The sequence below is a fragment of the Scytonema hofmannii PCC 7110 genome (assembly GCF_000346485.2).
GTDB classification, from domain to species: Bacteria; Cyanobacteriota; Cyanobacteriia; order Cyanobacteriales; family Nostocaceae; genus Scytonema; species Scytonema hofmannii.
This window is the reverse complement of sequence record NZ_KQ976354.1, coordinates 1874498-1891210: the sequence shown is the minus strand read 5'-3', so window position 1 is coordinate 1891210 and position 16713 is coordinate 1874498. Positions and strand designations below refer to the sequence as shown.

Below are 16713 nucleotides of genomic sequence, written 5' to 3'. Positions count from 1 at the left end.
GTGCAGTTAATTCATTACTTCTGTACCTCACGAAAGTATGAATTATTATATATCCATGTATTTATTATTACAATGAGAATTGAGTTAAAAATCAAACTCTCTATTAATGGTTTCTAGAGATAAGACAAGAGATAATTGGCTATCTTGGAATGGAATAAATTCGTGTTTGAGATAAAATTCCTTTGCCTGTAAATCTATGGCATCAACTCTTACCGCAAAAATACCAATTTCTTGAGAAGCGCGAACAATGCGATATAGCGCATCGGCTAAAAGTTCTCCTCCTAAACCTTGTCCCTTAACAGAATTATCCACTGCCAACTTACCAATCAACGTAGCAGGAATTGGATATGCAGGTAACTTTTTTTTGTAAAATTCTGGAAGAAACTCATACTCAATAATGCTGGCACTGAGCGTATAGTAACCATCAACTTTAATTCCATCTGCTTCTAGGATAGCAACAAAAATTTTGGCAATCCCTTTTTGATGGTTTTGCCGAGCATATTTTTTCAGATATTCGTTGAGAACTGGATACCCACAATCAAAGGAATCTTTTTTATATTTCTTTTCTATCGGCAGAAAATTCCACCTCCTCTCACTACTTGTCATATTTTTTCCGGAACTTTTGCAGTGTAGTTTTAAGTTTTCCCTTAAGCTCCGGGGGATTTTCCATCACAGACATGAATAAATCTCGATCTCGATCTGATAGCACTAGCCTTTCTTGGGAGTTTATATCCTGTCTAGCGATGGGAAGCAGATGAAAAAGGGTATAAGCACTCAAGGACACTCCTTTGAGGTTTGCGGCTCTTTCTAAGAGTTCTTTTTGTTCTTGTGTCACCCTCAAATCTACTCTACAGTCTTTGGGTGGAGAGGTTTCTGACATTTCAGCAATATGGCAAGTGTCTTCAACATATAATTCTAGCATTTTAGTAAAATATAGATGTATTTGGTTCGCGACCATGCTCTATAGCAACGAGCGTACTCTATCAGTTAAAATTTTGTCAAAATAAGGAGAGTCCGAAAATGCACATCACGGCCATTAAACGCGGTCAAACCTTGGAAATTTCAGAAAATCTAGATATTCCGGATGGTCAAGAGGTAAGAATTGAAATTATTTACACTCCATCCAATGATAATAATGGCAAGTTTGGTAACAGTTTAGAAGAGTTTCGACGGCAGCATAATATTGCCGAATTAGATATCGATATCGATGCTATTTTTGGAGATGTTCGCGATAAATCCTCCGGACGCGAGGTGAATTTGTGAACCTTATATTTCTACTAGATAGTAATATAATTTCCGAACCCATGAAGCCAAGACCTAGTGCAAAAGTTATGGCTAATTTACTGCATAATGCAGGAAAAATGTCAACAGCAACTGTAGTTTGGCATGAGCTTTTATTCGGTTTACATCGATTACAACCATCAAGAAAGCGTGAAGAACTAGAACAATACTTTCAAACAGAGGTAAAAGCGAAATTACCTTTTCTCCCTTATGATGAAGCAGCTGCTGAATGGCATGCTTTGGAGAGGGCGCGTTTGACTAAGCTAGGTAAACCTCCCTCTTTTGTAGATAGTCAAATTGCTGCAATTGCCAAAGTCAATCAGTTGATTTTGGTAACCAACAATGTATCAGATTATGCTAATTTTAATGACTTGCAAATCGAAAATTGGTATTCCTAAAGAACACTAAATATCTATATAAATTGTTGCAAATCTTAAAAATTAGCCATCAATTTTGCCTTTCTCAAGAAGAATTGTAATACAGTTTCTTCGCGAGAGATAATATCTGCTCTGCCTTGCATTCCCAAACTTATTTGGCATTGGCTTTTGCCTTGAGATAACACCAGGTTTTCTGGTTCTATACTAACTTCGTAGAAAGCACCACCCGTCATCATCTTACTAGCAGTCGTACCGCTATTGGGGTTAGCACCTTGAGCTTGAGCTTGAGGTGCGAATGCCTGCGGCACGGCTCCGCCGAACGCATCTGGAGAAATAGCTGTGACTTTACCTTTAAGAGTGCCGTAATCTGGATGAGGACATGCAGATATTCTCACGTGAACTGGTTGACCAACTTTGACTTTACTTACGTCTTCTGAACTCACCGAACTCTTAGCCATCACTTTAGTGTCGTTAGGAGCAATTTGGGCAATTTCTTCTCCAGAACGCACGGTTTGATCGATATTTCGTAAGTTGAGTTTGAAGATAGTCCCATCAGATGGGGCTGTGACAATTGTTTGTCTGATATCCATACCCACTTGTTGCAATTCGCGAATATCTCGGTCTAACTGTTTTTGGGCTTCAATCCTTTGAGCTATCAGAGCTTGACGTTCTTTATCCAATGTAGCCAAGCTAGCTCTTCCGGCTGCTTTTTCTTGAGCAATACGTTCCGTTGCGATCGCAACTTCTGAATAGCTAGGATTTAAAGCAACTTGTACTCGTTGTCGTTTGGCAATAGATGCAGAAACAGCTTGCTCGAGGCGAGCGATAGTTTGTTTTTGTGCTTCAACAACTGCTTTTTGTGCCTCCACTGCTTGTTCTTGTTGGTTAGCAGCGAGTTGCGCTTCTTCTAACTGGTCTTTTGACAGCGCTCCTACAATAGCCGCCATCTCATATCGATTTTGTTTGGAGCGTGCAGCTATCAAGGCTGACCGAGCAGCATTTAAATTTGCTTGTGCCGATCTTAATTCTGCATGAGCTTTATGCAATTCCTCTTCAGATATCCCAACATTTGCTTCAGCCTCTTGAACTTCTGCAACAGTCGTCATTCTTTTATCTTGATATGAACGAATGCGTCCACTGAGATCGGCTTTGGCAGAAGCAACAGTGCGGTGTACGCGCTCAGTTTCAGCACGAATTTGATTGTTGAGAGCATAAATTTGAGAGTTAATTTGAAGAAGTTGTAATTTTGCTTGCTGAATGTTGCTTTGTAATTGGCTTTTTTTAGTTTGCAAATGTGAATCATCAATTGTGGCTATGATATCTCCTTTTTTAATAAGTTGATTTTCTTGAACCGAGATTTGTATAATTTGACCCTCTGTTGCTGCTTGAACAATTCGCAATTCACCAGCAGGGCGGATAACAGCTTCTGTTTTCACAACCTCTTTATATTTACTCACAGAAGCAATTGGAACAGCTAAACTTAGGACTACTAAAATAAACATTCCACCGTAAGTTGTCCAACGACTCAGAGGAGGCAGAAAATCGTTTTCTTGGGTCAAGGGAATAGAATCTGATTTAAAGTGGCTAATCATAGGATTTTGGATTTTGGATTTTGGATTTTGGATTTTGGATTTTGGATTTTGGATTTTGGATTTTGGATTGTTTCTTGGTCACTAAATGTTGGGTTTCGTTCCTCAACCCAACCTACTAATGACAAATGACCAATGACTAATGACTAATGACTAATGACCTTTGAATGTTACCTTCTTCTAGGAAGTGTAAGTGTTCGCCAGGAGTTTGTCGGAGATATTCTGGAGTTCCTTGGATTTTTAAGTGACCTTGTTCGAGGAGTACAATCCAATCAGCTCTTTGAATTACTTTGGGACGATGGCTAATCATTATTGTGGTTTTGCCTCGTCGATGGTATATGAGTTTATTTAGAACTTCGGCTTCGCTGACTGGGTCGAGAGCACCAGTGGATTCGTCTAAAATGAGTACGGGTGGATCGGTGACAATGGCTCTAGCGATCGCTAATCTTTGCTTTTGTCCGCCAGAAAGATTTGCGCCAAATTCCCCTAAAACTGTTTGGTATTTATCGGGGAGTTTGTTGATGAATTCATCTGCACCAGCAATTTGGCAAGCTTGTACAATTTTTTCAAAAGTAATGTTGGGATAACTGAAGCGGAAGTTGTCAATTATTGAGCGACTCCAAAAGTGGGGTTCTTGAGGTACGAGAACAATTTGCTGTCGCAAGCATTCTAAAGATAAGTCTTGTTGGTTGTAAATGCCGTAAGCGATATTACCCGATTGAGTCTGATACAAAGCAGTAATCAATTTAGCTAAGGTACTTTTGCCACAACCTGATTTACCAACTAAGGCGATGACTTGACCACCGGGGATAGTGAGAGAAAAGTCTTGCAGTAGATCGACTCTCCCTGCATGGTGGAAGTTGAGGTTTGTGCAAGTGATATCTGCATTGCCGGGAATTTGCGCCCAAGGTTTTTTGAAATCGTTTTCGTCTTCTGGAGTGGCGTCAATAACTTCTGTCAGGCGCTGAATGACGACTTGGGCGGTAATAAATTCATCAACTAAGCCAATTACTGAACCTAAGAAACCGAGGAAGTTACCACTCATACCGTTAAACATTAAAAGTTGACCAATTGTTAAAGTACGATTAATAACTAAATAACTTCCTACCCAAAGTAAGGCAATATTGGTGAACGTGGAAATAAGACCAGTGATAGTGCCACTGTATAACCCCAGTTTCATCGTACTCCACCCCAGATTTGCAAGGCGACCGTAATTTGTTTGATACTCTTCCCACGCTTGCGGGGTAGCTTGGGTTGTTTTTAGCACTTGGACACCGCGAAAAGTTTCTACAAGAAAACCTTGATTTTCTGTCCGTAAAACGATGGATTTACGGGTTTTATTCCGCATCATCGGTAGAAAAAGCAGGTTAACGCAGGTCAGGATGAGAAATGCAACAAAAGAAGCCAAAGACAGTTGCCAACTGTAGAACAGCATAATCCCCAAGGAAACCACAGCGATAAAAAATTGGCTGGGTAAACCGAGAACAATCTGGGAAACAAGTGCATTAATGGCATTTACGTCAGAAATGCGGCTGACGACTTCCCCACTGCGACGACCTTCAAAGTATGACAAGGGCAAGTGTAAAAGTTTGCGTCCGTATTCTAAAATTAACCCGAATTGCAAGCGCTGACTAAAGTGACCGATGAGATGAGATTGTACTAATGCGATCGCACTTCTAATAAAATTCATAGTCATCACCCCAATTGCTACAGTTGTTAGCAATTGAGTATCTCCCCGTACCAACACATCATCAGTGAGCAGTTGCATCATCAAAGGAGAGGCGAGAGAGAGGAGACCAATAGCTATATTAATGGCGATCGCCTGAGCAAGAATCAAGCGATAAGGCCAAGCACGGGCAATAAAACGTCCAAAACCACCAATTTTATCTTCTGGTTGTTCTAGAAAACGGCTGTAGTCTGGTTCTAGTAAAAGCATTACACCATTAACCCAACCCGTAATTAACTCTTTACGAGTGAGGTAACACAAACCAAAGCTGGGATCGGCAACGATGTATTTTTTCTCTTTCTGACCGTACAATACTACCCAGTGATGTCCTTTCCAATGAATGATTGCTGGTAGGGGTACTTCGTTTAAGCGTTCCAGCATTTCGGGGTTAGCTTTTACCTGACGAGCATTAAACCCCAGCGCTTCTGCACCCCGTTTCAAACCCAGTAAGGAAGTGCCTCGGGAACCAGTACCCACGGCTTCCCGCACCCGACTGATGGCAAAGGTACGTCCATAATGTTTAGCAAGAGTGGCAATACAGGCAGCACCGCAGTCTTCTTCACTGTGTTGTAGAACAACTTGGTATTTCATAATTGATAATAAATATTGATGTACAAAAAATAGTCGCAAACCTAGCTTCGGGGCTAGTTTTTCCACTGTGCCCGCCAATCAAATAGATTTCTCTTAATAAACCCGATATTTGAGAAATACCGGGTTTATTAAGATATCAATATTAGGCTCTAGATTTAGGCAGAATAAACATCGTAGACAAGTTTGTAATTAGCGCCTTCCTTAGTGAAAAAGAGTTCCATATCTGTTCCTCTTTGCCAAGAATAAATTTTATTTTCCCCTAAAAATTCATCATTATTTGGCCAAGAATCGTTTTCCCAAAGAGAAAGAGTATCGGAGTAACCTTCTATATCAAATGTCTTCCCAACATCATGATGACCATTTCCGACACCTCCACTTGACCAAATCGTTTTACCATTAACTTGTAGATAAGGTTCATCTTGAGGCCATTCTTGAGTATCGTAGACGTGAAAATATTTGAGGTTAACTCGGGCGGTACCACCACTTAATGATGCACCTTCTTCGACAGTCATTTCAGTAAAAATTTGTGCTTGAGAAATAGAAGTAGACATTTTTGACTCCTGAATTTTTTTTTGTTTGAGATTGTAAGTTTTTCGTTGGAAAGCTTGTTGGCTTTCCAGCGATAGTATGTTTGAGAATTGCTCGTGTAGAATTTACTCTATTGAGTTGATGGATTTAGATGCCTGAAACTTATCAATTTTAAACAGAGTAAACATCGTAGATAAGTTTGTAATTAGCGCCTTCTCTGGTGAAAGAGAGTTCCAAATCCTTTCCTCTTTGCCAAGAGTAAACTTTGTTTTCACCTAAAAATTCATCATTACTTGGCCAAGAATCGTTTTCCCAAAGAGACAATGTATCAGAAGTACCACTGATATTGAATTTTTTATTAACAGTGTGATTACCAGTTCCGACACCTCCACTTGACCAAATCGTTTTACCATCAACTTGTAGATAAGGTTCATCTTGAGGCCATTCTTGAGTGTCGTAAACTTTAAAATATTTGAGGTGAACTTGAGTGGCCCCACCGCTCAGTGTTGCTCCTTCTTCTACAGTTATTTCAGTAAACAATTGTGCTTGAGAAATAGAATTAGACATTTTTGACTCCTTAATTTTTTTCTGTTTTGAGGTTGTAAGTTTGTCGTTGGAAAGCTTTTTTGTTGCTTTCTATTGTTAGTATGATTTATCCTTTTGTAAAACAGTTGAGCTAAATTCAGGAGTGTTTAAGCGAATTTCTCTTCTAAACAGTCAGAAAAAGTCAGAAAACTCAGGTAAATTCAGATGACTTCCTTTTCAGTCTTAAATTACCTATATCTTTCTCACTCCTTTTTTGATATATACGCATACAGCAGATTACAGGTAAGTGAGGTACAAATTTTCAGCACAAAGCCTATACCAAGAGAGTTTCAATCCTGTTCTCTGTTAAGAGTTCCCTGCTGTATATGCAACACTAGTATTGTGTTCTCAACCACAAGGCTTTGAGGTTGGAGCCGAGTAATGATAAAAATTATCAATTTCAAGAGCTATAGATTTCAATTTAAATGAAGCTATTAAAACAGCAAATCAAGTTATACATTCAAAATTCAATAGAAAGTTAACAGACCTTGAAATTGTTATTTTGAAGGGAGCTTGGCAGCGTGAAGATTATGATACAATTGCTGCTAAAGAACAATATGCGACAACCTACATTAGTCAAGATGTAGCGCCCAAATTTTGGAAGCTGTTAAGTGATGCATTGGAAGAAAAAGTTAAGAAAAGTAACTTTAAGGAAGCTTTAAAAAGATATTGGGAGAAACAATCTTTCCGTCCAGAAAATCATGATTTACAAGTATTAGTGGCAAAAGAAGAGGACAAACAGTCTTCTCAAAGCATCTCCAGTCATAAAGAATACCATCAACAGCAAAATACGCAAATAAACCACGAACGAAGCCAAGCAGAGAAGAACGAAGTTTCAAAACTGGAAGTTTACGTAGAGCGCCCTCCTATAGAATCGCTCTGCTACGAACATATTTTACACCCTGGTTCTCTCATTCGGATTAAATCCCCTAGCCTCATGGGTAAAACATACTTGATGACAAGAGTTTTAAGTCAAGTAGCAGAAAAAGACTATCATGTTGTTTACTTGAGTTTTAAACTGGCAGAGCGGAATATACATTTTACTAACCTTAATAAGTTCTTGCGTTGGTTTTGCATAAATATTAGTCGCGAACTTCGGCTACCTGTGGAATTGGATGAATACTGGGATGAAGAGGGTATGGGTTCTAAAGTCAGTTGTACAACGTATTTTGAGGAATATCTCTTGACTGAATTGGAAAACCCGCTTGTCCTTTGTTTGGATGATGTAGATTTACTTTTTCCTTTTCCTGAAATTTACGAAGACTTTTTTGGGTTACTGCGTTCTTGGTATGAAAAGGCGAGAAGTCGCAGGCTTTGGCAAAAACTTCGATTGGCAATTCTACATTCAACTGATGTTTATATTCAACTCAATATTAATCAATCTCCATTTAATGTCGGTTTACCCATTGAGTTGTCTGAATTCACTCAGGAGCAAGTCTTGGAGTTGTCTCAGCAACATGGGCTTGCGATCGCTACAAATTCAGTTGCACAATTAATGGAATTATTAGGAGGACACCCTTATCTGCTAGAATTGGCTTTTGCTCATCTTAAAGCTCATCCGGATATAACAGTAGATCGACTCTTAGCAGAAGCACCGACTGAAGCTAGTATTTATCGCCCTCACTTATGGAAATACTGGTCAGATTTGCAAGAACACCCCAAATTAGCAGATGCTTTTAAACAAGTTATTGATGCAACTCATTCTATACAAATAGAACCTATGTCAGCTTATCAATTACAAAGTATGGGGTTAGTAAAACTCTCTGGCAATAAAGTACATATCCGTTGTAATTTATACCGTCAGTATTTTCAAATACGTTTGAGCAGTGGTGAACAAATTTGACTACTAGACCGATCTTTAGAAAGAAGGTGTAGGCGACAACTCCGCCTGAAGCTCCAAAATTCAGACGGAGTTTTACAATGTATGAAAAATATACTGAAGCTTTATTTTAAAAGTCTTGTTACCCTCACATCATATTCAGTGCAGCGTGGACGATCATTTCTAGCCTGAACGCGTGCCATGGTATTAGCTTTGAATTTCGATTCAGCGTCTATTTCGTAACGTGTTGTCTCGCGTTGAAAGATAGTGTTTAATTGGTCAAGACATTCTCTAGTATCAACTAAAACCTCATATGTATGAACCATTTTGGGACCTCCAAATGCTCATTGAGCAAACTATGAGAATGTATCTAGTATACGAACCGAAAGAGATGTCTGTTCGCTAACACATACAATTCTTCATTGTAAAGCTACATAGTTAGCGAAAGTATACGGAACTTCATCAATGCAGTGATTTTGCTATATTTTTTTATTAAAAAATGCAACTTTTTTGCAATTAGATAATTAAGTTGGCTTAGATCCCCGACTTCTCAAAGAAGTCGGGGATCTAGCAGGTTTAATTTCTTAATCCCTATTCCCCACTCCCTACTCACCACAGACAGCATTGCTACTACTAAAGATAGATAGTTAAACCCAAAGATAGATTAGATAATACTTTCAACGCATACTTAAGCAATGTGTTAAAAATAACATTGCTTGCGTATACACCAACCTGTAAATTTAGAGACAAATTCTTGATATGGTAAACACTCCTCCCTCATTATTTTCAGAAGAGCAGTATAAGGTAGAAGATGCCAGTGCAGAAGTGTCTGCCATTATTGAAACGACACCATCAGAGACAGAAATTGACCTAGAGTTTCTTTTTACCAGAGATATTGAATTTCGTCAGGAAACTCTCTACTTTATTGTAGTCGATCGCTTTTATGATGGCGATTTAGAGAACAGCACAGGCGCTAACGCAGAACTGTACGATCCTACCAAACAGGATTGGGGTAAATACTGGGGTGGTGACTTACAGGGTGTTATTGACAAATTAGATTATTTGAAAGATATGGGAGTGACTGCAATCTGGTTAACTCCTTTATTTGAGCAAATAGAAGACTTATTTGTGGGCAATGCAGCCATGCATGGTTACTGGACAAGGGATTTTAAACGGATAAATCCTCGTTTCATTGCCACCGGGGAAGAACCTTCTCTCAATAAAACGCAAGAAACAAGAAATACCACATTTGACAAGTTGATTGACGAACTGCACAAGCGTAAGATGAAGCTAGTGCTAGATATCGTTTGCAACCACAGCAGCCCCGATACCAGTGGTCGCAAAGGTGAACTTTATGATGATGGAGTTAAAATTGCTGACTTTAACGATGATAAAGCTCACTGGTATCACCACTATGGTGAAGTGCAAGATTGGGAAAATGAATGGCAAGTGCAAAACTGTGAACTTGCAGGTCTTGCAACCTTTAATGAAAACAATATTGAATACCGTACATACATCAAAGCAGCAATTAAACAATGGTTGGATCGGGGTGTTGATGCACTGCGAGTAGATACTGTCAAGCATATGCCCATTTGGTTTTGGCAGGAATTTACTGGTGATATGTACAATCACAAACCAGATGTGTTTATTTTTGGTGAATGGATTTATAACCATCCCCAAGACGATCGCTCTGTAGAGTTTGCCAACAACTCTGGCATGACAATTTTAGATTTTGCGCTGTGTGTAGCTATTAGGCAAGCTTTAGGTGAAAGTGCTGAAGCAGGATTTCATCTAATTAAAGACATTTTTGATTTGGATTATCGATACAGTGGGGCGACAGAACTCATCACCTTCATTGACAATCACGATATGTCCCGCTTCCAATCGTTGAATTCCGATCCAGCGCGGTTAATGCTAGCAACAGTCCTCATTCTGACCTCTCGCGGTATTCCCTGTATCTATTACGGTACGGAACAATATCTTCACGACGATACCAACGGAGGTAATGACCCTTACAACCGCCCGATGATGGACAAGTGGGATACAGATACCGAAATTTATCGTTATGTCAGATTACTGTCTGGTTTGCGGCGACTCAATCCTGCTGTGTCAATGGGTAGCCAATGGGAAAAATATATTACACCTGATGTCTACTGTTATGTACGCCGCTATCGTGACTCGATATGCTTTGTTGCACTTAATCGAGGGGGTTCTGCGACCATACCAGAAGTTGCTACAGACTTACCTGATGGAGAACATACTTGTGTAATGACTCGCAATAAGTATGAAGTCAAAGATGGTAAAATTTATGACTTACAACTGGAAGAACACGGTGTTATTGTATTAAGCCGTGTTGGAGAGCGAGTCAAAGGGCAAACTATTGTACGCGCTCAACTTAACGGCGTGCGTACTCAACCAGGTGAAAGCATTGTACTGATTGGCGACTGTCCGGAATTGGGTAATTGGGATATTGCCAAAGCATATCCTCTGGAATACATAAATGAAAATACATGGTTTGCTGAAATTCCCTTTGATGAAAGCGCTGGTAAGCTCATCAGCTATAAATACGCCATATTGCGAGAAGGAACTTCCCCCTTGCGGGAAAATCTCATGACTCGCCGTTGGGTCATTGCCAAAGAAGGTACTGTTAAGTGGCGCGATACTTGGGCTTCTGGACGAGAATCTTAGCATAATAAGGGACTTCCAAATAAAAAAGTCTCCAAAAATCTCTTGTGGAACGGGCGTCCCGCCCGTTACAGAAAAGGAGGGCGGGCTTTGACACCCCACCCCACATTCCGCACTCGCTTAACATCAACGAAGGCACGAGTGGCTATAGCTAACCTATCATGTGGAGGTTAAAATCAACGAGGAGAGAAGCAAAGAGTACAAATTATTTGAGACCGTGGAGATTACAGCACCCAACGGTCAAATCATTCCCTGTGCTAAGAGAGGTTCTGTCTTGATACCTATTAGCAAGGTAGCGGTTTTTGGTATGGGTAAGGTCGAATTTCCTGAAAGAGAAGAGTTGGAATTGCTCAGAGCAGACAGACGAGCAGATCAAAGAGCCTTCAGTAAAAACCAGACCAAAGTAAAAAGATTACGGTTCTTAGAAGAAGGACCAGAATATAACTACAAGCGTTCTCAGGGAAACCTCAAAGTTCTTTTAAATGTTGGTATGGTGGATTCAGTTGACAATGTAAACGAAATTATATCGCACTTGCTAGACATTGGTGCAACTATAACTGTTGATACCAGAGTTAGACATCCAAGCCGACTAGAAGCTCCCAATGGTCAAATGAAAGTTGTAAGTACGTGGAAAATACTGGAAGACGGGACAAAATATTTAACAACCCTCCATTTTGAGGGGTAGTGCAAAATTCATGTTCGTGTGCAAAGAGGTTGAACAGATGAAATTCAATGAATTAGATCTATTAATGATGATGAATGCTGATGATATAAATTACAGTAATTTATCAGAGGATATGCTAAGAAACCTAGCTTTAGGCGATGAATTATATATTGCTAATTATGCTCTTGCAGAATTATCAAGGCGGGAAAGCCAAGAAGCTAGTGCGGTTGCTTGGCAAATTTTATCTAAGTCTCTCGGAGACTGCTATCTACAGGCAGCTTCACTGAAGATACTTTTTTACATAAACCGAGAACAGGCTCTGGATTATATCGGCAAACAAGCACAGCACTGCAATCCTTACACTTTGAATTCTATCATGGAATTAATGATAGAAAATGAATCTGAATTTCAGTCGGGTCATGCTTTGTCTGTAGTTCCCATTGTTTCTGAACGACTCCAAAAACTTGAGGACTCAGCAGAGTTTCCTGATTTGGAAGTTAGGAATAGCTTCTTGAAACTCTACGGCTATGGCCAAAATACTCAGAGGCTAAATGCGATAACACCAGGGTAATTTTTGTCAATTCAGAACTTTAGAAGTTTAGGGTATGCAGTCCTTCATTAATTCAGAATCATATCAAATTTCTACAGTATTATCCGAAATACTGAAACTAGAGTTCGTAGAAAAGACTAAAAAATTACCAGATCTTAGTCAATCCTTTGACTTACTAGGTTATTTTGTCGCCCCGTTAGGCTGTGGCGACTTACCTATTTCATCCTAATTTCATTTTTATTTGTCAAACTGATAGTAGTCGTTAGCTATGAAATTGACAAATAGAAAAGGAAGCAGCAATGAAATCATTAAAATCCAAGCTCATTATTGTGGGAACTATAGGAACATTCTTCTTAGGAGCATGTAGTAACAGCAATCAAGCCGCTAATTCAGAATCTTCTACAGCACAAAGCCAAACCAGCACTACCTCAACCAGTCAGCCTTCCGTTCCTACAGCCTCACCTGCAGCAGCCAAAAAAACAGAACATCAACATGGCGAATCTCATGGGGGAACAATTGTAGAAACAGGAGCCTATCACTTAGAATTTGTTCCTTTAAAAGAAGCGAATAGAACACACTTAGATTTTTACCTGCAAAAAGGAGAGAATCACGAAGCAATTCCTAATGCCAAAGTAACAGCCTTAGTTCAGTTACCAGATGGTACGCAAAAGACAATTCCCTTAACCTATGATGCAGGTGGAAAACATTATAAAGGAATGCTTGCTGAAAAGGCAACTGGTCAATATCAAGTAAGAGTGACTTCTGATATTAATGGTAAAAAAGTAGATGGACGTTTTACCTTTAATAAATAAGATGAGACTTTTATTAGTAGAAGATGAACCAGATTTAGGTGCAGCAATAAAGCGAGTGCTCAACCAGGAAAAGTATGTTGTAGACTGGGTTCTGGATGGATCTGAAGCATGGGATTACCTCGAACGGGGTTGGACGCAATATACTCTCGCAATCTTTGACTGGTTGCTTCCTGGATTGTCGGGAGTGGAGTTGTGCAAGCGGTTGCGGGCTAAACAGAATTCTTGCCCTATATTGATGCTAACTGCCAAAGATAGCATGGAAGACAAAGTCACCGGGCTAGATGCAGGTGCAGATGATTACTTGGTGAAGCCCTTTGGTATGGTAGAATTGTTGGCAAGATTGCGTGCTTTGCAGCGACGTTCTCCTCAGTTTCAACCCCAAAAATTACAAATTGCTAACCTAACCTTCGATTATGGAAATCACACTGTTTACCGTTTGACATCAGATGGAAACAAAAAAGAAATTCTTTTAACTAATAAAGAATTTCAACTCTTAGAATATTTGATGAAGCATCCCAACCAAATTGTGACTACCGACCAAATTCGCAATCAGCTTTGGGAGGTGAATGCAGATACTATAAGTAATGTTGTTGCAGCACAAATACGTCTGCTGAGACGACAATTAGCACAAGTCGATAGTACCCATATCATTGAGACGGTTCATGGTAAGGGTTACCGTCTCAACACAACCGATGAACCAACATAAGCTTTTTACTCAAACTCGTTTGCGGCTGGCTAGCTGGTATGCTGTAGTGATGGGCTTCATACTCAGTTTGTGCGGTTTGGGGGTATACGAAGCGATCGTTCACGCTCACTGGCAAACTTTAGATAGGGAATTGGAAGCTGTTGCTGGAACTTTGCACGACAGCCTTGAAAATGAGTTGAAGCAACCAGAACGTCTCGAACCATCCGCCCGACAGCTTTTGCCAGAACGAGAACCAAAACGCCACATTCTGAGCGCGGTTCACCAAGGTAATTACTATGTCCGCTTGTTAGATCGTTCTGGGCGGGTTGTTGCTAAAGCTGGTTTTGAGCCTAAGGGGTTAGCTGTAACGCCAGGTAATCTGACTTGGCAAAATCTCAAAGATGCAAGTGGAAATCGCTATCATCAGATTTCTTTAGAGCTGCATACAAGGGATCATCGACTTTGGGGACACATGCAAATGGGGCGCAATCTTCAAGATGTGGATAGTTACTTAGCGAATGTGAGGTTAGCTTTATTATTGGGATTGCCATTGGCGATGATTTTGGTAGGTGGTGCTAGCTGGTGGTTATCTAGATTGGCGATGCTACCAATATACAAATCTTACAGGCAAGTAGAACAATTTACGGCAGATGCAGCTCACGAGTTGCGAACACCTTTAGCAGCAACACAAGCAACGGTAGAGTCTGCACTTTTGATGAGTTATTTGAATGATAAAGAAGCACGGGATACATTAACAACTATACAGCGTCAGAATCAGCGTTTAACGACTTTGGTGACCGATCTGCTTCTGCTGGCTCGTATGGATAGACAAGCTGTATCGGTAAAACGAGAGCGTTGTTGTTTTAATGATATTGTGAGCGATTTAGTTGAAGAATTGGCAGCGTTGGCGATCGCATATAAAGTCGATTTGAAGTCTGAAATCCGAAAACAGCAACCTTTATATGTGACAGGTGATGAAGACCAAATTTATCGTTTGGTTTCTAATTTGATTGTAAATGGCATTCAGTACACACCAATTAGCGGTGGAGTTAAAGTGATCGTGGATAGTGACGGCTATTATGCGATCGTTCAAGTTCAAGATAGTGGAATAGGTATTGCATCTCACGAACAAAAGCGGATTTTTGACCGTTTTTATCGAGTCAATAGCGATCGCTCTCGGAGTACGGGCGGTTCTGGATTGGGGTTAGCGATCGCACAGGCGATCGTGCAAGCACACAAAGGGAGCTTGAGCGTGCAAAGTGAGTTGGGTAAAGGTAGTACTTTTACGGTTCAATTACCTTTAAATTAATTCTCACCTAACTCCCAAATTGTAGGTGAGATAATTTTTGCCTCTTTATCATCTAAATAAAAGCTATAAACAGGTTCTCCTGATATTTCACAACGGAGTGGCTCAATAATTTTAGTAAACGGATTCCAAACTGCTGTTACTGTCCGTTTGGCTTTCTTTCTTTGCAAAGTACACTGAATTCGAGGCTAACTCTAACTGCCATTGAGACACAAGGGAAGCTGGGGTGAGAACTAATATGGATTGAATTTGACCTCTTGCCAAATACTCAGCACAGATAAGCCCAGCTTCAATAGTTTTACCCAACCCTACTTCGTCTGCAAGCAAAGCCCGCCCTCCCATCTGTCTGAGGACTTTTCTCGCTGTTTCAATTTGATACCAATGCTTGTCAATTGCTGTAAGAGTTGGTAGCGAGACGAGCTGGTCATAATCCGCCATTACAGACAAGTTAAACAAGTCCAAACGGGCAAAGTAATAATCAATAGAGTTAATTTGCCCCTCTTTTAGGGCGCTCATCGCTTCTGAGTGGTTAAATTTGAAGGTGTAGAAGTTGTCCATGGATCTGGGGATTGAGTTAGAGCTAAACTTGTATAGTTGTTAGGAGGAAAAATGTCAGTAGCACAAAAACCTCAACGTTTTGGAAACTATCTGATTGTTGGTATTTTCGGAACTACACTTAATGATAATGATAATTTTAACAGTGTAAGGATATGACGCAGATTCAGATTGCTTTACCAGATGATGTCGCTCATTCCCTAGAAAGGAAATGGGGATCCTTAGAACGGAAGTTGCTGGAAATGCTTGTGATAGAAGCTTATATAGACGGTTCCATCAGTGTGGGGAAGGTGCGAGAGTTGCTCGGAATGTCTACGCGCTTAGAAGTTGATGCATTTCTCAAAGCAAAAGGTATTGATTTACAGTATGACGAAACTGATTACGGACGCGATCGCCAAACTCATGAGCAACTGCGACAAGAAGGAAAGTTGAACTCTTAATGATTGTAGTGTCAGATACATCGCCAATTTGTTATCTTTTACTGATAGGCAAAATAGATGTACTTCACCAATTATACGGTCAGGTACTGATTCCTAAAATTGTTCAAAAAGAACTTACAGATCCTCGTTCCCCAGGTATCGTCCAAGCGTGGATTCAGACACCACCTAGATGGTTGGTCATTCAATCTGTAAATACCTTATCTGATGAGAATTTAAATACTTTAGATCCTGGCGAACGAGACGCGATTGTTCTAGCAGAACAGCAAAAAGCTGATTTAGTCATTATTGATGATTTGTTAGGACGACAGATTGCTCAATTCCGTGGTTTGAGAGTAACTGGATTACTGGGTGTGTTAGATGAAGCCGCTCGGCAAAATCTGCTAGATTTTCCCGAATCGATTAACCGTCTACAGCAAACCACCTTTCGAGCTTCATCTAAGCTGATTCAGGCGCTGTTACAAAAGTACCAAAAGGACTTAAGTGATTAAACTGAACTTAGATTCAGGGTCACTCAGCTAAA

At 40.1% G+C, this 16713-nt stretch carries 18 protein-coding genes; 11 read left to right on the top strand and 7 right to left on the bottom strand.

Features of this window, described 5'->3' with window-relative positions:
- Positions 1 to 84 precede the first annotated feature (84 nt).
- The gene (locus WA1_RS08180) at positions 85 to 606 is read right to left on the bottom strand and encodes a GNAT family protein (protein WP_017749005.1); all 522 of its coding nucleotides are present in this window, start codon (positions 604 to 606) and stop codon (positions 85 to 87) included.
- Positions 596 to 922 carry a type II toxin-antitoxin system TacA family antitoxin gene (locus tag WA1_RS08175; protein ID WP_272819101.1) on the bottom strand — a complete coding sequence of 109 codons (327 nt, stop codon included), beginning with the start codon at positions 920 to 922 and terminating at the stop codon, positions 596 to 598. Before WA1_RS08175 ends, WA1_RS08180 begins: the two co-directional genes overlap by 11 nt.
- A 98-nt stretch (positions 923 to 1020) precedes the next feature.
- Between WA1_RS08175 and WA1_RS08170 the strand changes: the two genes are divergently transcribed.
- Both WA1_RS08170 and WA1_RS08165 read left to right on the top strand, forming a co-directional pair.
- Complete coding sequence (locus WA1_RS08170; protein ID WP_017749007.1) at positions 1021 to 1263, top strand: hypothetical protein; 243 nt, start codon at positions 1021 to 1023, stop codon at positions 1261 to 1263.
- A complete protein-coding gene (locus WA1_RS08165) occupies positions 1260 to 1679 on the top strand; it encodes a type II toxin-antitoxin system VapC family toxin (RefSeq protein WP_026135276.1) in 420 nt (139 codons plus the stop codon). The genes WA1_RS08170 and WA1_RS08165 overlap by 4 nt, the downstream gene beginning before the upstream one ends.
- Before the next feature lie 35 nt (positions 1680 to 1714).
- Here WA1_RS08165 and WA1_RS08160 read toward each other — a convergent pair whose 3' ends face one another.
- The 4 genes from WA1_RS08160 to WA1_RS08145 all read right to left on the bottom strand — a co-directional run bounded on the left by WA1_RS08160 (position 1715) and on the right by WA1_RS08145 (position 6659).
- Positions 1715 to 3250 carry a beta-barrel domain-containing protein gene (locus WA1_RS08160; RefSeq protein WP_017749009.1) on the bottom strand — a complete coding sequence of 512 codons (1536 nt, stop codon included), beginning with the start codon at positions 3248 to 3250 and terminating at the stop codon, positions 1715 to 1717.
- Positions 3251 to 3386: 136 nt separating this feature from the next.
- The gene (locus WA1_RS08155) at positions 3387 to 5564 is read right to left on the bottom strand and encodes a peptidase domain-containing ABC transporter (protein ID WP_033336662.1); all 2178 of its coding nucleotides are present in this window, start codon (positions 5562 to 5564) and stop codon (positions 3387 to 3389) included.
- 155 nt (positions 5565 to 5719) lie between these two features.
- Positions 5720 to 6115 (bottom strand): hypothetical protein, encoded by a 396-nt coding sequence (locus tag WA1_RS08150; protein ID WP_017749012.1) that lies wholly within the window; start codon positions 6113 to 6115, stop codon positions 5720 to 5722.
- Between the two features lie 148 nt (positions 6116 to 6263).
- Complete coding sequence (locus WA1_RS08145; protein ID WP_017749013.1) at positions 6264 to 6659, bottom strand: hypothetical protein; 396 nt, start codon at positions 6657 to 6659, stop codon at positions 6264 to 6266.
- Positions 6660 to 7074: 415 nt separating this feature from the next.
- On the opposite strand from WA1_RS08145, the gene WA1_RS08140 reads away from it, so the two are divergent.
- The 7 genes from WA1_RS08140 (at position 7075) to rppB (ending at position 15201) form a co-directional block, all read left to right on the top strand.
- A complete protein-coding gene (locus WA1_RS08140) occupies positions 7075 to 8520 on the top strand; it encodes an AAA-like domain-containing protein (protein WP_473163459.1) in 1446 nt (481 codons plus the stop codon).
- 735 nt (positions 8521 to 9255) lie between these two features.
- Complete coding sequence (locus WA1_RS08130; protein ID WP_017749015.1) at positions 9256 to 11184, top strand: alpha-amylase family glycosyl hydrolase; 1929 nt, start codon at positions 9256 to 9258, stop codon at positions 11182 to 11184.
- A 214-nt stretch (positions 11185 to 11398) separates the two neighbouring features.
- Positions 11399 to 11866, top strand: a complete 468-nt coding sequence (locus WA1_RS08125; protein ID WP_158516614.1) for a hypothetical protein — start codon at positions 11399 to 11401, stop codon at positions 11864 to 11866.
- A 37-nt stretch (positions 11867 to 11903) separates the two neighbouring features.
- Positions 11904 to 12416, top strand: coding sequence for a hypothetical protein (locus tag WA1_RS08120; protein ID WP_148662653.1), 513 nt, complete (start codon positions 11904 to 11906; stop codon positions 12414 to 12416).
- A 278-nt stretch (positions 12417 to 12694) separates the two neighbouring features.
- On the top strand, positions 12695 to 13207 hold the full coding sequence (locus WA1_RS08115) for a hypothetical protein (protein WP_017749018.1): 513 nt from the start codon (positions 12695 to 12697) through the stop codon (positions 13205 to 13207).
- A gap of 1 nt (position 13208) precedes the next feature.
- Positions 13209 to 13913: a two-component system response regulator RppA gene (gene rppA / locus WA1_RS08110; protein WP_026135278.1), complete on the top strand. Its 705-nt coding sequence runs from the start codon at positions 13209 to 13211 to the stop codon at positions 13911 to 13913.
- Complete coding sequence (gene rppB, locus WA1_RS08105) at positions 13900 to 15201, top strand: two-component system sensor histidine kinase RppB (protein WP_017749020.1); 1302 nt, start codon at positions 13900 to 13902, stop codon at positions 15199 to 15201. The genes rppA and rppB overlap by 14 nt, the downstream gene beginning before the upstream one ends.
- A gap of 111 nt (positions 15202 to 15312) precedes the next feature.
- Here the strand turns inward: rppB and WA1_RS08100 are convergent, their stop codons facing one another.
- The gene (locus tag WA1_RS08100; protein ID WP_017749021.1) at positions 15313 to 15756 is read right to left on the bottom strand and encodes an SNF2-related protein; all 444 of its coding nucleotides are present in this window, start codon (positions 15754 to 15756) and stop codon (positions 15313 to 15315) included.
- A 152-nt stretch (positions 15757 to 15908) separates the two neighbouring features.
- Between WA1_RS08100 and WA1_RS08095 the strand changes: the two genes are divergently transcribed.
- Together WA1_RS08095 and WA1_RS08090 are read left to right on the top strand one after the other, a co-directional pair.
- Complete coding sequence (locus WA1_RS08095; RefSeq protein WP_017749023.1) at positions 15909 to 16193, top strand: UPF0175 family protein; 285 nt, start codon at positions 15909 to 15911, stop codon at positions 16191 to 16193.
- Entirely contained in the window at positions 16193 to 16681 is a 489-nt protein-coding gene (locus tag WA1_RS08090; protein ID WP_017749024.1) for a PIN domain-containing protein, read from the top strand. The genes WA1_RS08095 and WA1_RS08090 overlap by 1 nt, the downstream gene beginning before the upstream one ends.
- Positions 16682 to 16713: the final 32 nt, after the last annotated feature.

Excerpts from the sequence above, each read along its gene's own strand:
- WA1_RS08180 (WP_017749005.1), bottom strand. The coding sequence starts at position 606 with ATGACAAGTAGTGAGAGGAGGTGGAATTTTCTGCCGATAGAAAAGAAA.
- WA1_RS08175 (WP_272819101.1), bottom strand. The coding sequence starts at position 922 with ATGCTAGAATTATATGTTGAAGACACTTGCCATATTGCTGAAATGTCA.
- WA1_RS08170 (WP_017749007.1), top strand. The coding sequence starts at position 1,021 with ATGCACATCACGGCCATTAAACGCGGTCAAACCTTGGAAATTTCAGAA.
- WA1_RS08160 (WP_017749009.1), bottom strand. The coding sequence starts at position 3,250 with ATGATTAGCCACTTTAAATCAGATTCTATTCCCTTGACCCAAGAAAAC.
- WA1_RS08155 (WP_033336662.1), bottom strand. The coding sequence starts at position 5,564 with ATGAAATACCAAGTTGTTCTACAACACAGTGAAGAAGACTGCGGTGCT.
- WA1_RS08150 (WP_017749012.1), bottom strand. The coding sequence starts at position 6,115 with ATGTCTACTTCTATTTCTCAAGCACAAATTTTTACTGAAATGACTGTC.
- WA1_RS08145 (WP_017749013.1), bottom strand. The coding sequence starts at position 6,659 with ATGTCTAATTCTATTTCTCAAGCACAATTGTTTACTGAAATAACTGTA.
- WA1_RS08130 (WP_017749015.1), top strand. The coding sequence starts at position 9,256 with ATGGTAAACACTCCTCCCTCATTATTTTCAGAAGAGCAGTATAAGGTA.
- WA1_RS08120 (WP_148662653.1), top strand. The coding sequence starts at position 11,904 with ATGAAATTCAATGAATTAGATCTATTAATGATGATGAATGCTGATGAT.
- WA1_RS08115 (WP_017749018.1), top strand. The coding sequence starts at position 12,695 with ATGAAATCATTAAAATCCAAGCTCATTATTGTGGGAACTATAGGAACA.
- rppA (WP_026135278.1), top strand. The coding sequence starts at position 13,209 with ATGAGACTTTTATTAGTAGAAGATGAACCAGATTTAGGTGCAGCAATA.
- rppB (WP_017749020.1), top strand. The coding sequence starts at position 13,900 with ATGAACCAACATAAGCTTTTTACTCAAACTCGTTTGCGGCTGGCTAGC.
- WA1_RS08100 (WP_017749021.1), bottom strand. The coding sequence starts at position 15,756 with ATGGACAACTTCTACACCTTCAAATTTAACCACTCAGAAGCGATGAGC.
- WA1_RS08095 (WP_017749023.1), top strand. The coding sequence starts at position 15,909 with ATGACGCAGATTCAGATTGCTTTACCAGATGATGTCGCTCATTCCCTA.
- WA1_RS08090 (WP_017749024.1), top strand. The coding sequence starts at position 16,193 with ATGATTGTAGTGTCAGATACATCGCCAATTTGTTATCTTTTACTGATA.